General features: G+C 31.2%; 14 protein-coding genes. 9 read left to right on the forward strand and 5 right to left on the reverse strand.

Translation table 11 applies throughout. The features are described from left to right. The first annotated feature begins 1 nt into the window (after position 1). The 7 genes from Q4512_RS07975 to Q4512_RS08005 all read left to right on the forward strand — a co-directional run bounded on the left by Q4512_RS07975 (position 2) and on the right by Q4512_RS08005 (position 6129). The gene (locus tag Q4512_RS07975; RefSeq protein ID WP_303423731.1) at positions 2-625 is read left to right on the forward strand and encodes a peptidylprolyl isomerase; all 624 of its coding nucleotides are present in this window, start codon (positions 2-4) and stop codon (positions 623-625) included. Next, positions 625-1332, forward strand: a complete 708-nt coding sequence (locus Q4512_RS07980) for a 16S rRNA (uracil(1498)-N(3))-methyltransferase (protein WP_303423733.1) — start codon at positions 625-627, stop codon at positions 1330-1332. Before Q4512_RS07975 ends, Q4512_RS07980 begins: the two co-directional genes overlap by 1 nt. Then, a complete protein-coding gene (locus Q4512_RS07985) occupies positions 1322-2026 on the forward strand; it encodes a DUF4159 domain-containing protein (protein WP_303423735.1) in 705 nt (234 codons plus the stop codon). The genes Q4512_RS07980 and Q4512_RS07985 overlap by 11 nt, the downstream gene beginning before the upstream one ends. A gap of 92 nt (positions 2027-2118) precedes the next feature. Continuing rightward, positions 2119-3294: a nitrate/nitrite transporter gene (locus tag Q4512_RS07990; protein WP_303423737.1), complete on the forward strand. Its 1176-nt coding sequence runs from the start codon at positions 2119-2121 to the stop codon at positions 3292-3294. A 5-nt stretch (positions 3295-3299) separates the two neighbouring features. Next, entirely contained in the window at positions 3300-3830 is a 531-nt protein-coding gene (locus tag Q4512_RS07995; protein WP_368389413.1) for a TrmH family RNA methyltransferase, read from the forward strand. Positions 3831-3851: 21 nt separating this feature from the next. Further along, positions 3852-4940, forward strand: a complete 1089-nt coding sequence (locus Q4512_RS08000; RefSeq protein ID WP_303423739.1) for an AI-2E family transporter — start codon at positions 3852-3854, stop codon at positions 4938-4940. Positions 4941-4947: 7 nt separating this feature from the next. Next, complete coding sequence (locus tag Q4512_RS08005) at positions 4948-6129, forward strand: THUMP-like domain-containing protein (protein ID WP_303423740.1); 1182 nt, start codon at positions 4948-4950, stop codon at positions 6127-6129. 35 nt (positions 6130-6164) lie between these two features. Here Q4512_RS08005 and Q4512_RS08010 read toward each other — a convergent pair whose 3' ends face one another. The 3 genes from Q4512_RS08010 to Q4512_RS08020 form a co-directional block, all read right to left on the reverse strand. Further along, the gene (locus tag Q4512_RS08010; protein ID WP_303423742.1) at positions 6165-7424 is read right to left on the reverse strand and encodes an aminotransferase class I/II-fold pyridoxal phosphate-dependent enzyme; all 1260 of its coding nucleotides are present in this window, start codon (positions 7422-7424) and stop codon (positions 6165-6167) included. Between the two features lie 136 nt (positions 7425-7560). After that, positions 7561-8601, reverse strand: coding sequence for a PLP-dependent cysteine synthase family protein (locus tag Q4512_RS08015; protein WP_303423744.1), 1041 nt, complete (start codon positions 8599-8601; stop codon positions 7561-7563). 63 nt (positions 8602-8664) lie between these two features. Continuing rightward, positions 8665-10725, reverse strand: a complete 2061-nt coding sequence (locus Q4512_RS08020) for a S9 family peptidase (RefSeq protein WP_303423746.1) — start codon at positions 10723-10725, stop codon at positions 8665-8667. 82 nt (positions 10726-10807) lie between these two features. Here Q4512_RS08020 and Q4512_RS08025 point away from each other — a divergent pair, with 82 nt between their 5' ends. Beyond that, positions 10808-11131 carry a YbaB/EbfC family nucleoid-associated protein gene (locus Q4512_RS08025; protein WP_303423748.1) on the forward strand — a complete coding sequence of 108 codons (324 nt, stop codon included), beginning with the start codon at positions 10808-10810 and terminating at the stop codon, positions 11129-11131. 71 nt (positions 11132-11202) lie between these two features. Here the strand turns inward: Q4512_RS08025 and Q4512_RS16395 are convergent, their stop codons facing one another. Next, complete coding sequence (locus Q4512_RS16395; RefSeq protein WP_368389414.1) at positions 11203-12879, reverse strand: OmpA family protein; 1677 nt, start codon at positions 12877-12879, stop codon at positions 11203-11205. 211 nt (positions 12880-13090) lie between these two features. Beyond that, positions 13091-14110 (reverse strand): low specificity L-threonine aldolase, encoded by a 1020-nt coding sequence (locus tag Q4512_RS08035; protein ID WP_303423750.1) that lies wholly within the window; start codon positions 14108-14110, stop codon positions 13091-13093. Between the two features lie 91 nt (positions 14111-14201). Here Q4512_RS08035 and prfB point away from each other — a divergent pair. Beyond that, positions 14202-15312 (forward strand): peptide chain release factor 2 gene (gene prfB, locus Q4512_RS08040; protein WP_303423752.1). Its coding sequence is split into 2 segments (ribosomal slippage): positions 14202-14264 and positions 14266-15312, totalling 1110 coding nucleotides; the frame shifts between segments, so codons are not numbered across the junction. The last annotated feature ends 9 nt before the right edge of the window (positions 15313-15321 follow it).

Here is a 15321-nt window from a genome sequence, read left to right on the forward strand (position 1 = left end):
AATGAAAAAACTTTTATTACTATCCTTACTATTTACCATTAGTATTTATGCACAAGATGCACAAGTCAAAGATTTTGATTCTATACTCAATATCGAAGATGCTAAAACCTACATTAAAGCAGCGAAGTCAAAAAAAAATAAAATCATTACGTTTAATGAAGCTAAACATCAAACAGGTTTAGCTTTAGAACTTTATAAAAGCGGTAAAGCAACAGTAAAAAGTGATACCGATAAAATAAAATATAAGGTCATTGAAAAATCTACAACTACCAATTATAGAGTCAGTTATATTTTCTTTGATGGGTTAAAAATGACAGTCTCACAAATTAATTCTACCAGAGATAAAATACGTACTAAATACAAAGAAGGAACTCCTTTTAGTCAATTAGCAAAACAATATTCTATGGATGACAATGCAAACCATGGAGGAGATTTAGGCTGGTTTGAAAAAGGTGTGACGCATCCAACTTTTGAAGCAGAGATATCGAATAGTATTTATAAAATTGGTGATGTTTTCACCATTGATATTGTACAAAACCAATGGTACTATGTGATTTTAAAAACACATGATCCAAAAGAAATTCAAGAAATTAAAGTATTAAAAGTTGTAGATCCTTTAAAATAATGCAGTTATTCTATAATCCAGACATTACAGAAAATACCACAGAATTTACTTTTAACAAAGAAGAAAGTAGACATATTATTAAAGTGTTGCGTAAATCTGTAGGTGAAAAATTGCAAATTACAAATGGAAAAGGTTGGTTCTTTAATGCAAAAATTACTATAGCAGATATTAAAAATTGTGTAGTACAAATTATAGATAAAAAACTACAAGCAAAAAAAGACTACACGCTTCATTTAGCAGTTGCACCAACAAAAATGAATGATCGTTACGAGTGGTTTTTAGAAAAAGCTACCGAAATCGGTATCGACAGCATCACTCCAATTATTTGTGAACATAGCGAGCGTAAAATTATTAAGCCTGAACGTTTTGAAAAAATTATTCAGTCTGCAACCAAACAATCCTTAAACTGTTATCTTCCAAAACTGAATCCAGCAATTCCTTTTAAAGAATTTTTACAACAAGATTTTTCTGGAAACTTATTTATTGCACATTGCGAGGAAACCGCTAAAAAATCACTTAAAAACGAACTACAACCAAAACAAAATATTACTATTTTAATTGGTCCTGAAGGCGATTTTTCTGTTAAAGAAATAGAAATTGCAATACAAAATAAATTTATTCCTGTAACTTTGGGAGAAACCAGATTACGTACAGAAACAGCAGCTATTGTCGCTTGCCATTCTGTAGCCTTTATAAATGAAGAATAATAACAAAAATTACAACTTATTTCTTTCCCCTCTGGAAAGGTACTTGAAAGGCGGAAAGGGCGTTTTTACTTTTGCCTTTTGCCTTTTTACTTTATACTCATTTTCTCAAGAAGTAGCAGTTTTAAAATACAAAGGTGGTGGAGATTGGTATAGTAATCCTACTGCATTACCAAATTTAATTACCTTTTGTAACAACAATATCAACACAAAAATTACAGCAAAACCAGAAACTGTAGAAACTGGTAGTACAGATATTTTTCAATACCCTTTTTTACACATGACAGGTCATGGAAATGTGTTTTTTAGTGCTGCGGAAGCAGAAAACCTTTATAACTACCTAACTTCTGGCGGTTTTTTACATATAGATGATAATTATGGTATGCAACCATACATCGTTAAAGAATTAAAAAAAGTATTTCCAAACCAAGAATTGGTAGAACTTCCTGCAAATCATGAGATTTTTAATATTGCGTATAGTTTTCCAAAAGGCTTACCAAAAATTCATGAACACGAAGGTAAAAGACCACAAGCGTTTGGTGTATTTCACGAAAACAGATTAGTATTACTTTTTACTTTTGAAAGCGATTTAGGGGATGGCTGGGAAGATCCTGCCGTACATAACGATCCTAGAGATGTTAGAGAAAAAGCTTTACAAATGGGAGCAAATATTATTAAATATGCTTTTAGCAATTAGACAATTTGAAAAGAAACTCTTTTACCAAATAAAAGTAAGTTATTATATAAAAAGGAGTCTAAAGTATTTTATATCTTATTGAATTTAATGTATTGAAATCTTTCAAATTAATACTTCCTATCATTGTATTCTCGCAATTTTGCTGTACCTCTCTTTGGTTTGCAGGAAATAGCGTGATACATGATTTAATATTAAACTTCAACTTACCAGCAAATGCTTTAGGGCATTTAACTTCTGCTGTACAATTCGGTTTTATTATTGGTACACTTCTATTTGCAATTTTAACTATTGCTGATCGGTTTTCACCTTCAAAAGTTTTTTTTATTAGTGCTATTTTAGGTTCGCTTTTTAACTTTGCTGTAATCTATGAAGCAAACAACCTAACTAGTTTGCTTTTTCTTCGATTTTTTACTGGCTTTTTTCTTGCCGGAATTTATCCTGTCGGAATGAAAATAGCCTCCGATTATTATGATAAAGGACTGGGTAAATCTCTTGGTTTTTTAGTTGGCGCATTAGTATTAGGAACTGCATTTCCGCATTTATTAAAAGAAATCACAGGCACTTTTCCTTGGAAATCTGTACTAATTGCAACTTCATCTTTAGCATTATTAGGAGGCTTATTAATGGGATTCCTGGTCCCAAATGGTCCTTATTGCAAACCAAATCTGCAAACAGATTTATCCGTTTGTTTTTCTGTATTTAAAAACAAAAAATTTCGATCTGTAGCTTTTGGTTATTTTGGACATATGTGGGAATTATATGCCTTTTGGACATTTGTTCCCATCCTATTAAAAAAATATAGTACAATACATACAGTAGATTATAATATCCATGTACTATCCTTTATAGTGATTGGAATTGGAGGATTAGCTTGTATAATTGCCGGGTACATTGCGCAAAGAAAAGGAACTCAAAAAATTGCTTTTATAGCTTTATTATTATCTTGTATATGCTGTTTAATTTCACCCTTACTTTTTACTATAGAAAATGAATATTTTTTTATTGGCTTCTTACTTTTTTGGGGAATGGTTGTTATTGCAGATTCCCCTTTATTATCTACACTTGTAGCGCAAAACGCCGAGCCTAAAATTAAAGGAGCTGCACTCACCATTGTAAATTGTATTGGTTTTGCAATTACTATTATTAGCATTCAAATTATTACAAAAATGCTAGAAATAACAGACTCGAATATTATTTTTATCATATTAGCTATTGGTCCTATTTTTGGTTTGCTCCTACTGAAAAAGAAAAATACATTTAAAATATAATATATTTGTCAAAATTATTTTTTGACACCAAGTACATGCAACTAAATCATTACAATACAAACTTTAAAAAACGAACTTTCCCAATTACTATTATTTGCGAAAACGTAACCAATGCACCAAATATTGGTAGCTTGTTTAGAACTGCTGATGCTTTTGGTATTGAAAAAATTGTGTTTTGTGGTGCACATATTCCGTTAGGAAGAAAAATGACAAAAACATCTCGTGCTACAGAAAAAGTAATTCCTTTTGAAGTGAAAGAAAATGCTTCAGAAGTTGTTTTACAATATAAAAAACAAGGATTTCATATTGTAGCTCTAGAAATAACTAGCAATAGTAAGCCAATTCATTCCTACTCCTTTTCCAAAGAAAAACCAATAGCTATAGTTATTGGAGATGAAAATTTTGGTGTGTCTCAAGATATTTTAAACCAATGCGACGCTTTACTTCATATAGATATGTTTGGACAAAATAGCAGTATGAATGTGGTACAAGCAACCACAATTGCCTTATATGAAATGACGAAGCAAATTATATAACTGTTTTTATATATTTACAGTATGACTTCAAACCAAATATCAAATGGCATTTTAAAAGCACTAGCAATCATTCTTGGTGTCTTTTTAATTCTTTATTTTCTATATCAAATTCAGTCTGTAATTGTTTACATAGCAATTGCAGCAGTAATTTCATTAATAGGAAGACCTATTATTTTATTTTTAAGAAGAAAACTAAAATTTAAAAATACGATTGCAGTTATAGTAACTATGGTATTTCTACTAGGTTTACTTTTTGGTTTGGTACTTTTATTTATTCCTTTAATTATAGAACAAGGTCATAATTTAGCGCTTTTAGATATTAATCAATTGCAAGATAATGTGGAAGGTTTATATCGAGAAGCAATTGCATATTTTCAAATAAATAATATTAATGTAGAGCAGTCTATTAAAGACTCAAACCTACTTTCTAAAATTGATTATTCCCTAATTCCAAACTTCTTAAACTCTTTAGTTAGTGGTCTTGGTAGTTTTAGTATTGGTTTATTTTCGGTGTTATTTATCTCTTTCTTCTTTTTAAAAGACAGCAAACTTTTTGAAAACGGAATCCTTACTTTTATTCCAGATGGAAACGAATCTCGTTGGAAAAACTCTTCCGTAAAGATTAAAGATTTACTATCTAGATATTTTATTGGATTGATTTTTCAAATATTAATTCTCTTTATTATTTACACTATTGGGTTGATGATTATTGGAATAGAAAACGCCATTGTTATTGCTTTTATGTGTGCATTGCTAAATTTAATTCCCTACGTTGGACCATTAATTGGTGCTTTTTTAATGCTAACATTAACGATGACGAGTAATCTTGGCGAAAGCTTTCAAGATGTAGTTTTACCTAAAACTTTCTGGGTTTTTATTGTCTTTTTAATTGGTCAATTAATAGATAATTTTGGTAGTCAGCCCATTATATTTTCAAAAAGTGTAAAATCGCATCCTCTAGAAATATTTTTAATTATTTTAATTGCTGGAATACTATTTGGCATTATAGGACTTATAGTTGCAGTACCAGCATACACGGCTATTAAAGTGATTTTAAAAGAGTTTTTATCGGAAAACAAAATAGTTAGAAAACTTACTAAAGGTTTATAGTTTTATTTTGAACAGCCATCTTTTACATAGAGAAATTCAAGAGTTTATAAACACCAATTTAGATACTAATATTACTTCTTTATTATTTAAGGGTATTACTTTTCCATCTATAGAGACAAAAGAAATGATAGAGCAAATAGAAGCTAAAAAGCGCTGTAAAACGAAGCTTCCTAGTTGGTTTTCTACTAAAGAAATATATTATCCTAACAAACTAAATATTGAGCAAACTTCTTCTGAAACTACAGCAAAGCACAAAGCAAGTTTACTAAAAGGAAATACAATAATAGATATTACAGGAGGTTTTGGTGTAGATTGCTACTATTTTTCGAAGCATTTTAAACAAGTATTCCATTGTGAAATTAATGAGCAACTATCGCAAATAGTAGCTCATAATTATAAACAATTACAGGTTGGTAATATTAAAACAATTGCTCAAGATGGTTTATCCTCTTTAAAAAATATGGAAGCTACTTTCGATTGGATTTATATCGATCCATCAAGAAGGCATGACAGTAAAGGTAAGGTCTTCTTTTTAAAAGATTGCTTACCAAATGTACCTGAGCATTTAAATTTGCTATTTAATAAAGCGAGTAATGTATTAATTAAAACTTCTCCTCTATTAGATATTAGTATTGGTTTAAAGGAATTAGAATACGTTAAAACGATCCATATTATTGCAGTAAATAATGAAGTAAAAGAATTGCTTTGGGTTTTAGAAAAAGATTACAAAGGCAATGTTAGTATAGAAACTTGTAATATTAAGAAAAAAAGTAAGCAAATATTTACGTTTTCTTTAAATGAAGAAGTTTCAGCAAACAGCAACTACTGTTTACCATTAGATTATTTATACGAACCTAATGCTGCAATAATGAAATCTGGAGCTTTTCATACTATTGCAAAAAAACTAGATGTTTTAAAATTACATCCAAATTCACATTTATACACAACCGAAACTTTAATAGATTTCCCTGGAAGGGTTTTCAACATTGAAAAAGTAATGCCTTACAACAAAAAAATATTAAAAAAAGAAGGGATTGCGAAAGCAAATATTGCGACTCGAAATTTCCCAGAAAGTGTAGAACAAATCAGAAAAAAACACAAAATTAAAGATGGTGGAGATGTGTATCTCTTTTTCACTACAGATTTAGATAATAATAAAATAGTTATTCAAACAAAAAAGGTTGCGTAAATACGCAACCTTTATATATATATTTTCCTTGTAATTTATTCTCCCATTGCTTTCATTAAAGCAGCAGACATACGTTTATACGTTCCGTTTACCAGTCTTTCTCTAATTGCATCAAAAGCATCTAGCGTTTCTGTAACATCTTGTAAAGTATGTGTTGCAGTAGGAATCATACGTAATAAAATTAATCCTTTTGGTATTACTGGATACACAACAATAGAACAGAAAATGCCATAGTTTTCTCTTAAATCTCTAACCAATGCCATTGCTTCCGGAATACTTCCATTTAAGTACACTGGAGTAACACAACTTTGTGTCGTACCAATATCGAAACCACGTTCTTTAAGACCAGATTGTAAAGCATTAACAATAGTCCATAAATTTTGCTTTAGTTCTGGCATTGTACGTAACATATCTAAACGTTTTAAAGCACCAACTACCAATTGCATTTGCAACGATTTTGCAAACATTTGAGAACGTAAGTTATATTTTAAATAATCGATTATCTCTTTATCTGCAGCAATAAATGCTCCAGTACTTGCCATAGACTTTGCAAAAGTTGCAAAATAGACATCTATATCATCTTGTACACCTTGCTCTTCTCCTGCTCCAGCTCCTGTTTTACCAAGCGTACCAAATCCATGAGCATCATCTACAAATAAACGGAAATTAAATTTTTCTTTTAGAGCAACAATTTCTTTTAATCGCCCTTGCTCACCACGCATTCCAAAAACACCTTCCGAAATAACAAGAATTCCTCCTCCTGTTTGTTCTGCCATTTTAGTGGCTCTTTCCAGGTTTTTTTCTAAACTTTCTACATCGTTGTGTTTGTATGTAAAACGTTTTCCCATATGTAAACGAACACCATCAATAATACATGCATGTGCATCAACATCGTAAACAATAATATCATCTTTAGATACTAAGGCGTCTATAGTAGAAACCATACCTTGGTATCCAAAATTTAATAAGTACGCTGCTTCTTTATTTACAAACTCAGCAAGTTCATTTTGTAATTGTTCGTGTAACTCTGTGTGTCCAGACATCATTCGTGCTCCCATAGGATACGCCGAACCATAGTCGGCAGCTGCTTGCGCATCTACTTTACGAACTTCTGGATGATTTGCTAAACCTAGATAATCATTAATACTCCAAGTAATTACATCTTTTCCTTGAAATTTCATTCGGTTAGAAATAACTCCTTCTAGTTTTGGAAAAACAAAATACCCTTCTGCTTGTGCTGCCCATTTTCCTAATGGCCCTTTATCTTTGTAAATTTTTTCAAATAAATCTTTCATCTGCTATCAATCTTAGTTTAGTTGTACAAAATTAAATATTTCTACTCACTAAACACAATATTTTTATGTACTATTTAACAACAAAAAGATAGAAAGCGTCTGTGTAGAGACTTTCTATCTTTAATTATGTTATATTTTATTTAACGTATTGAATACTTTCGGCAGCGACTTTGTTTTTACTATCAAAGAAGCCTTGATCTGTCATCCATTTATCGCTATAAATTTTACTCATATAACGGGAACCATGATCTGGAAATAATACAACTACTTTCGAATTTTCATGAAACTCACCTGCTTCATCTAATTGCTTTACAGCTTGCATTGCTGCTCCAGAAGTATAGCCTACAAATAAGCCTTCTGTTTTTGCAATTTGTCTTGCTGTATGTGCGCTTTCTTCATCTGTAACTTTTACAAAAGAATCTATTACATCAAAATCTGTTGCTGTAGGAATTAAATTTTTCCCTAATCCTTCAATTCTATAAGGGTAAATTTCTTTTTCATCAAACTCTCTAGTTTCATGGTATTTTTTAATTACCGATCCAAAAGCATCTACTCCTATTACTTTAACATTAGGGTTTTGTTCTTTTAAATATTTTGCTGTACCAGAAATTGTTCCTCCGGTACCACTACAAGCAACTAAGTGAGTGATTTCTCCTTCTGTTTGCTTCCAGATTTCTGGTCCAGTAGAATTATAGTGGGCATCGATATTTAGTTCATTAAAATACTGGTTAATGTATACCGAACCTTTTATTTCGTTATGTAGACGTTTTGCAACTTCATAATAAGACCTAGGGTCGTCTGCACTAACATTTGCTGGACAAACATAAACCTTTGCTCCCATTGTTTTTAGCATATCGATCTTATCTGCTGAAGATTTTGAACTAACAGCCAAAATACAATCGTATCCTTTAATAATACTAACCATAGCTATACTAAATCCTGTGTTACCAGAAGTAGTTTCTATAATAGTATCTCCAGGCTTTAGAATGCCTTTCTTTTCAGCTTGTTCAATAATATATAATGCAACTCTGTCTTTAGATGAGTGTCCTGGATTAAAAGCTTCTACTTTTGCGTAAAATTCACCTTTAAAAGGAGCTGTTATAGTATTTAGTTTAATTAATGGTGTATTACCTACTAAATCTAAAACGTTATCAAATACTTGATTTTTTTGTGCCATAAATACGTTTTATTCTGCTACAAGAAGTAACATAAACTTGGCAAAAATACGTAAAAATTTTTATTATTCATTAATTCCTTCTAAATCTAATAAAAATGCGTACTCTAAAGCCACTTCTTTTAAGCTTTCAAAACGTCCAGATGCACCACCATGACCAGAATCCATGTCAGTATGTAACAATAATTTTTTATTGTCCGTTTTTAACGCTCTAAGTTTTGCTACCCATTTTGCAGGTTCCCAATATTGTACCTGCGAGTCATGCAAACCAGTTGTAACTAACATATTTGGATATTCTTGTGCTTTAACATTATCATAAGGTGAATAGGAAAGCATATACTCATAATATTCTTTATCGTTAGGATTTCCCCATTCGTCATACTCTCCTGTAGTTAACGGAATTGTATCGTCTAACATAGTAGTTACAACATCTACAAAAGGTACTGCCGCTAGAATACCATGATATAGTTCTGGATTTAAATTTGCAATTACTCCCATTAATAAACCACCTGCAGATCCTCCATTTGCATATAAATGTTTATTAGAAGTGTATTTTTCTTCAATTAAAAATTTAGAACAGTCTATAAAATCATAAAAGGTATTCTTCTTTTGTTTTAATTTTCCTGTTTCATACCAATCTCTTCCTAAATATTCACCTCCTCGAATATGTGAGATAGCGAAAATAAAACCTCTATCTAATAAACTTAATCTAATCGTAGAAAAATATGGATCTATTGTAGAACCATACGAACCATAGGCATATTGTAACAATGGATTTGTACCATCTAATTGCAGTCCTTTTTTATAAACAATAGAAATTGGAATTTTTACCCCATCTCTAGCTGTTGCCCAAATTCGTTTAGAAGTATAATTTTCTTTATTAAATGTACCGCCTAAAACTTCCTGTTCTTTTTTTACTTCTTTCGTTTTTGTTTTAAAGTTATAGTCTATAACAGAACTTGGTGTGGTAAGCGCATTATAACTATAGCGTAATACATCACTATCAAAATCTGGATTATTACCCGTATTTGCAGTATATGTTTCGTTATCAAAAGGCAAATAATAATCTTCGTTACCATTCCAACTAATTATTCTAATTTTATTTAGGCCATTCTCTCTTTCACTTACGACTAAATAATCTTTAAAAATTTCGATATCTTCTAATAACACATCTTTTCTATGTGGAATTACATCTTGCCAATTTTCTTTTTCTGTATGATTTTCAGATGTTTTCTGAAGCTTAAAATTAGTTGCTTTATCTTTATTAGAAATTATAAAAAAACGGTCTTTATAATGTGCTATAGCATAATCTAATTCTCTTTCTCTTTTTTGAAAAATTTTAAACTCGTCATCTGGATTGTCTGCATTTAAAATTTGATACTCGGCAGTTAAAGTACTCGAAGAACCTATAATTAGGTACTTTTTAGATTTTGTTTTGTAGACAAAAGTATTGAAGGTTTCGTCTTTTTCGTGAAATACTTCTATGTCTTCTTGAACTTTAGTATGTAATTTATGTTTAAAAACTTTGAAAGAACGCAAGGTTACTTCATCTTTTCTCGTGTAAAACAACGTTTTATTATCGTTAGCCCAAGTAATACCTCCTGTTGTATTTTTTATTTCTTCGGAATAAATTTCACCAGTAATTAAATTTTTAATTTTTATAGTATATTGCCTTCTACTTACTATATCTGTTGAAAAAGCAGCCATAGTATTATCCGGACTAATAGAAACACCTCCTAATTTAAAGTAGTTAAAATCTTTTGCCATTTCATTACAATCAAACAGCAATTCTTCTGTAGCTTCTAAGGTTTTTTTTCTTCGTGTATAAATAGGATAATCTTTACCTTTTTCATATTTAGTAATGTACCAATATCCGTTTAATTTATAAGGTACAGATGAATCATCCTCTTTAATTCTAGCTTTCATTTCTTTAAAAAGATCTGCTTGAAAAGGTTCTGTATGCGCTAAAACTTCTTTAGTATGTTTATTTTCAGCATTTAAATAGTCGATTACTTCTTGGTCTTCTTTATTATTAAGCCAAAAATAATTGTCTATTCGTTCGTGTTTATGCGCTACAAGTTTTTCTTGAATTTGCTTCGCTTTTGGAGGAGTATGTGCTTTTTTCAAATGAAATAATTAATTCTAAAATTATATTCTTCAAAAATAGAAAAATTAAATAGTTTTGTATGAAATTATAAATTATAAAATTATGTTTGGAGACCTTGCAGGAATGATGGGTAAATTAAAAGAAACTCAGAAAAAAGTAGAAGAAACTAAAAAACGTTTAGATACCGTTTTAGTAGATGAACAAAGCAATGATGCCTTATTAAAGGTTACTATAACTGCTAATAGAGTGATAAAATCGATATCCATTGAGGATACTTTATTAGAAGATAAAGAACAGTTAGAAGATTATTTAATTCTTACTTTAAATAAAGCAATAGAAAAAGCAACACGTGTAAATGAGGCAGAAATTGCTGCCGTTGCTAAAGATGGCATGCCGAACATTCCAGGAATGGATATGTTTAAATAGCGTAAGTTTTATGCAAAAAAAAAAAAAAGGAAGCTAAATTAGCTTCCTTTTTTATTATTATGATACAGTAATTATTGTTGGTTAATTACTCTAAATTGAGTTCTTCTGTTTGCTAAGTGCTCTCTTTCAGTACAAGAAACACCATCAGCACATCTATTTACTAATCTAGTTTCACCATATCCATTAGATACAATTCTTGAAGAATTGATTCCTTTAGAGATTAAGTAGTTAGTCACAGCTTGTGCTCTTCTTTCAGATAAAGATCTGTTAGATGAAGCAGAACCTCTAGAATCTGTGTGAGATGCAATCTCTACAGATACACCATCAGCTAAAGTAGGTAATAATTTAGCGTCAATCTCTCTTTTAGCAGATTCCGTTAAAGTTGCAGAACCTAAGTTCCAGTTTATGTTAAGGTCGTTGTACTCTAATAAAGTACATTCAACTTCTTTCCAAGTAGTTAAACCACCTTTTGTTTGTAAAACTTCTTTAGATACCGTTTTAGTAACAGCAGGAACTGTACTTTCAACTATTTTAGAATCTTCAGCTAAAACTGTTTTCTTTAATGTAGCAGTTTGTTGAGGAATATCGATAGCTCTTGTAGTTGGAGGTGTTACCATTACAGTACGCTTCATCGTTTTAGTTACAGCAGGAATAGAAACAACTTTTGTAGTTTCTGGAATGATTACTGTTCTTGTAACTGTTTTAGTTTCTTGAGGAATATCAATTACTCTAGTTGTTGGAGGTGTTACCATTACAACTCTTTTCATTGTTCTTGTTTGTTGAGGAATCTCAATAACTCTTGTTGTTGGAGGAGTTACCATTACTGTTTTCTTCACGTTAGTTGTTACAGCAGGAATATCAATTACTCTAGTTGTAGCTGGTCTAACAACAGTTTTAACAGTATAAGTAGCCATACCACAATCATCGTTAGAAGAAGATGTATCACAATCTGGTGTTCTTACAAAAGAAGCATCAGCAGATAAATCTGTAGTGTTTATTGTAATGTTTTGAGCAGGAACTGCTTTATAACACCAGTATCTACAATCATTAGGATCAGCAGATTGACATTCAGCAGCTGGAGTATCACTCATTTGCCATTTAGCAGTAGCTGGTTTCGTTTCAATAACTTGGTAGTTAGGAGAAAAACTAGCTGGAACTACTCTTAACGAAGTACCATATTCTCTCTTTTTGTATGTTCTTGTTTCCGTACCATATTCAGCAGGAACAACTTCTAAACGTTGAGCAGCTTCTTGGCTTACAACAGTAAAGTCTTGAGTTTCATATACTGCAGGTACAATTTCTAATTTTTGACTAGCTGGTTGTGTTACTACTTCAAAAGTTTGCGTTTCGTAAACAGCAGGAACAACTTCTAAACGTTGAGAAGCTTCTTTTGTTACAACAGTTTCTGTTTGCGTTTCTGTTCTTGAAGGTATTTTCTCTAAACGTTGAGATGCTTCTTGTACAGTTACTTCAAAAGTTTGTGTCTCATATACTGCAGGTACAACTTCTAAACGTTGGCTTGCATTAGCAACAACTACTTCTTCATTAACTGTAGTATAAGTTGCTGGTACAGTACTTAACTTTTTGTATGCTGGTGACACTTGAATAGTTACATCTTGATTTACCCAAACGTCTGGTGTTACACATCGAACGTAGCATTTCCCTGGCTCGGGATTAGTTGGTAAATCTTGTGCAAATGCAGAAATGCAAACAACAAAAGATAAGATTGTTAGTAAGGTTTTTTTCATTTTTAAGTAATTTAAATGGTTAAATATTAATATAGTTCTAGTTTTAGATACTTTAAATTAAGTAACAACTACTAATTTCGTACAAAATTAAAACTTATCAAACTTTTAATTACTTAAAAGATTAAGAAGTCTTTAACATTTCGATAAAGTACCTATATATCCGACGAAACATACAATAAACTTGTAAGTTGCTGGTTTTGAGCAAAACACACTAAAAATCGCTTAACAAGTCTAAAACATAGGCATGCATAGTACTGGAATAGTCTAAATGAGTAACTAATCGGAGTTTATTTTCTCCCATACCTACAAGTTTTACTCCTTTGCTATCTAATTTTGAAATGAAAGCACTAGAATTAATATCTTCTTGTACTTCAAAGATTACGATATTCGTTTCTACAGGTTCTACTTTCTTAACATAACTAGATTTATTTAAAAGATAAGCCAGTTCTTTGGCCTTATAATGATCTACTTCTAATCTTAAGATATTATTACTTAAAGCATACATTCCTGCTGCAGCAAAATAGCCAACTTGTCGCATTCCTCCTCCAAAAATTTTACGTATTCGCATTGCTCCTTCCATTATAGCATCATCTCCAACTAAGACTGAGCCAATTGGGCAACCTAAACCTTTACTTAAACAAACAGAGATAGTATCAAATATTTCCCCATATTGTTCTGTTGTTTCTTTTTTTGCAACTAAAGCATTCCAAATTCTAGCCCCATCTAAATGAAAACCAAGAGTATTTGCATCACAAATCTTTCTAATTTTTTGCAATTCATTAAAATCCCAACAAGCTCCTCCTCCTTTGTTTGCTGTATTTTCTATTGCAACCAGACTAGTTAATGGACTATGGTAAAAATCTGGAGGATTAATATTATTTATTACATCTTGTGCAGTAAACATTCCTCTATTACCATCAATTAGCTTACAAGAGACACCACTATTAAAACTTGCTCCTCCTCCTTCGTAATTATATATGTGTGCATATTTATCGCAAATCACTTGTTCTCCAGGATTTGTATGTAATTTTATTGCTGCTTGATTTGCCATGCTTCCTGAAGGAAAAAATAATGCTTTGCGTTTACCAAACATTTCTGCTATGCGTTCTTCTAAAGCGTTAACTGTTGGGTCTTCTTTATACACATCATCACCAACAGATGCTTTCATCATGGCACTCAACATTTCTGTAGTAGGCTTGGTTACTGTATCACTCCTTAAATCTATTATCATTTGATTTATATTTAAAACTACCGTAAAATTAAATGAAAATATATTTTCTCACACAGTATTAAATTTTATTTTTGTTAAAAATATACTTCATATGATTACTACAGATCAAATTAAAGATCTTAATACCCGTCTTACTGCGCTAAGACAATATCTTTGACTTAGATGCTAAGTTAATTGAAATACAAAACGAAGAAGAACAAACTTTTGACCCTAATTTTTGGAACGACTCTAAAGCTGCTGAATTAATAATGAAATCCATTCGAGAAAAGAAGAAATGGGTTTTAGATTATGATACAGCCAAAACATTAGTTGAAGATTTAGAAGTAATTTATGAATTCTTTAAAGAAGATGAAGCTACTCTTGAAAATGTAGAAACTAGATTTGATAAAGCGACAACTGCGATTGAAGATTTAGAATTTAAAAACATGCTTTCTGAAGAAGGAGACAGTTTAAGTGCTGTACTTCAAATTACTGCTGGTGCTGGAGGAACAGAAAGTTGCGATTGGGCAAGTATGCTTATGCGTATGTATTTAATGTTTGCTGAAAAAAGTGGCTTTAAAGTAAAAGAGCTTAACTACCAAGAAGGAGATGTTGCAGGAATTAAAACTGTTAGCCTAGAAATCGAAGGAGACTTTGCTTTTGGTTGGCTTAAAGGGGAAAATGGTGTGCACAGATTAGTACGTATTTCTCCTTTCGATAGTAATGCAAAACGTCATACTAGTTTCGCTTCTGTATATGTATACCCTTTAGTAGATGATACTATTGAAATTGAAATTAACCCTGCAGACATAGAAATTGTTACAGCAAGATCTAGTGGTGCTGGTGGACAAAATGTAAATAAAGTAGAAACCAAAGTACAATTAACACACAAACCTACAGGCATTCAAATATCCTGTTCTGAAACACGTTCACAACATGATAACCGTGCAAGAGCGCTTCAAATGCTGAAATCGCAATTATACGAAATGGAACTACAAAAGCAATTAGCACAACGCGAAGATATTGAAGCCAGTAAAATGAAGATTGAATGGGGAAGCCAAATACGTAATTATGTAATGCACCCATATAAATTAGTAAAAGATGTTCGTTCTGGTCATGAAACTGGTAATGTAGATGCAGTTATGGATGGAGATATTGGTCGCTTTTTAAAAGCATACCTTATGATGATGGGGCAGCAATCTACAGAAACAAATAATTTATAAAATAAAACA

Origin of the sequence: Oceanihabitans sp. 2_MG-2023 (assembly GCF_030547245.1) — a bacterium.
GTDB lineage: Bacteria > Bacteroidota > Bacteroidia > Flavobacteriales > Flavobacteriaceae > Oceanihabitans.

Bases quoted from the DNA above. Each gene is read 5' to 3' on its own strand.
- Q4512_RS08015 (WP_303423744.1), bottom strand. From the start codon at position 8,601: ATGGCACAAAAAAATCAAGTATTTGATAACGTTTTAGATTTAGTAGGT.
- Q4512_RS07975 (WP_303423731.1), top strand. From the start codon at position 2: ATGAAAAAACTTTTATTACTATCCTTACTATTTACCATTAGTATTTAT.
- Q4512_RS08010 (WP_303423742.1), bottom strand. From the start codon at position 7,424: ATGAAAGATTTATTTGAAAAAATTTACAAAGATAAAGGGCCATTAGGA.
- Q4512_RS07980 (WP_303423733.1), top strand. From the start codon at position 625: ATGCAGTTATTCTATAATCCAGACATTACAGAAAATACCACAGAATTT.
- Q4512_RS08000 (WP_303423739.1), top strand. From the start codon at position 3,852: ATGACTTCAAACCAAATATCAAATGGCATTTTAAAAGCACTAGCAATC.
- Q4512_RS07985 (WP_303423735.1), top strand. From the start codon at position 1,322: ATGAAGAATAATAACAAAAATTACAACTTATTTCTTTCCCCTCTGGAA.
- Q4512_RS08025 (WP_303423748.1), top strand. From the start codon at position 10,808: ATGTTTGGAGACCTTGCAGGAATGATGGGTAAATTAAAAGAAACTCAG.
- Q4512_RS16395 (WP_368389414.1), bottom strand. From the start codon at position 12,879: ATGAAAAAAACCTTACTAACAATCTTATCTTTTGTTGTTTGCATTTCT.
- Q4512_RS08035 (WP_303423750.1), bottom strand. From the start codon at position 14,110: ATGATAATAGATTTAAGGAGTGATACAGTAACCAAGCCTACTACAGAA.